The organism is Nitrosomonas sp. JL21 (assembly GCF_009833095.1).
Classification (GTDB): Bacteria; Pseudomonadota; Gammaproteobacteria; order Burkholderiales; family Nitrosomonadaceae; genus Nitrosomonas.
In genome coordinates this window covers 1-2,095 of record NZ_QRCB01000086.1, presented here as the reverse complement: position 1 = coordinate 2,095, position 2,095 = coordinate 1, and the positions used below count along the sequence as shown (strand labels likewise).

At 38.1% G+C, this 2,095-nt stretch carries 2 protein-coding genes; one reads left to right on the top strand and one right to left on the bottom strand.

Features of this window, described 5'->3' with window-relative positions:
• Window positions 1-1,334 (top strand): IS1634 family transposase (locus tag ABF87_RS14630; protein WP_205012716.1); only part of this gene is annotated, 1,334 nt, incomplete at its 5' end.
• 35 nt (window positions 1,335-1,369) lie between these two features.
• On the opposite strand, the gene ABF87_RS14625 is transcribed toward ABF87_RS14630, so the two are convergent.
• Window positions 1,370-2,095: IS4 family transposase (locus tag ABF87_RS14625; RefSeq protein ID WP_160829850.1), on the bottom strand; the 726-nt coding region annotated here is incomplete at its 5' end.

Genomic DNA, 2,095 nt, shown 5'->3' with positions numbered 1-2,095 from the left:
TAGGTATCATAAAGGATCTAAAGGCTTGTTTTCCCTATATGTACAAGCAAATTCTCTCTATCGCCTACTACCTGATTCTTGAGAATAAAAATCCCTTAAGCCGTTTTCCGAAGTGGGCTTTTCTCCACAAGCATCCTTATGGAGAAGTCATTACGTCTCAACGAAGCAGTGAACTGTTCGCTTCTATAACTGACGATGCAAGGGAACGTTTTTTTAAGCTTCAGGGAAAACGTCGTGCCGAAGATGAATTTTGGGCCTACGACACAACGTCAATTTCGAGCTATTCTAGTAGCCTGAAGCAAGTTCGTTATGGAGTAAATAAGGATCATGATCCTTTGCCACAGATCAACCTTACCCTCCTTTTTGGAGAGCAATCCAACCTCCCTTTTTATTACCGTAAATTACCAGGGAATATACACGATGTAAAAACCGTTATGAATTTAATAGCGGACATGAAAACATTCGGGGTTGGCAAAGCAAAGCTTGTTATGGACCGTGGTTTTTACAGTGAAAAAAATATTAATGCTTTGTATAAAAATCATTTAAAGTTTTTGATTGCTACAAAAAAGAATCTGAAGTTTGTAAAAAATGAAATAGAAAAAGTAAAAAATACTATTCGATCCTGGTCTAACTATAACAGCGATTATGACTTATATGCTACGTCTTCTTCGATCAATTGGAAATATTCTCAACAACGCCCGAATAAAGGTGATATTTTAACTGGTGAGCGGAGGATGTATTTACATATTTATTATAATACCGCTCAAGCTGTAGATGACGAGAGGAAATTTCATAAAATGTTGCGCACGCTTCATGAAGAATTGGAGAGTGGCAAACGCAATCCGAACAATGAAAAGAAATACGAGAAGTATTTTACCGTTAATACCACTCCAGTTCGTGGAATCCAAGTGATCGCCAAAGATGATGCTATCGAGAAAGCCAAACAAAGCTACGGTTATTTTGTTCTCCTGAGCAACGTTGTAAAAGATCCAATTAAAGCACTAGAAATTTACCGTAATAAAGATCTTGTTGAGAAGGCTTTTTTTGATCTCAAGGATCGTTTGGGATTCAATCGTCCGGCGGTTTCATCAGATATGAGTCTTGACGGAAAATTGTTTGTAGAATTTATAGCTCTAATTTACCTATCTTACATAAAAAAACAAATGACAGATGGTAGCCTTTTCAAAAAATACACAATGCAAAGTCTTCTGGATGAATTTGATATTATCGAATGTTACGAACAACCGGGGCGAGCTTTACGTGTCGCGGAGATGACCAAAAATCAAACCGATCTTTATAGGAAGATGGGTGTTGAGCCTCCTGCCTCGTTATAATTTTCGGGAATGCAGGAAATTATATTCCTATGCCCTCACAATCCTTTTATAGGCAATTGCATCTGCACTGGTTGAGGACTTGATCCAATGGTTTCAAATGGCTTGTTTATCCATTCCCAAAGATCTTTATAGGTGAATAAATTCCATCTCAAAAAAGCCACCAAATTAGATAAAGACCATCCAAATTTGGATTTGAGCTGAAGAAATTTAATCAGCAGCATGGCAATCAATGCTGTCCAAATTTGAATATTAAGGGCATTTTCTGTTGTTCCAACAAAGGTCTTGATTCTCAGGTTCTGTTTTATCGCCTTGAAAAACAATTCGATCTGCCATCTGTCTTTATAAATGGCAGAGATAGTTGTGGCCCCAAAGTTATAATGGTTGGTCAAAAGGATTATTTCCCGCTGCTTTTGGGCATCCCATACAACAACCCTGCGCAGCAAATAGCGGCACTCTTTGCGGGCTTTATATCCGGTGAGTTTGATAATCTCATCAGATAAAATATTGCGATTTTTAGGAATTGCCCGTTCTTCAAGAACTTCATAGCTGGCGTTTGTTTTTAACCGGGTCACAAAGTAAATGTCTTCTGCTGTCCAGAATGAATACAACTTGTAATCGGTATATCCTCGATCCATTGTAATTATGGAACCTGCAGCCAGAGGGAACTTCCTGGCATAGGTTGATTCATGCTTTTTCCCATTGGATATATACGCATAAGATGGCAGATATCCATCATGATCCAATAAAAGGTGAAGCTTTAC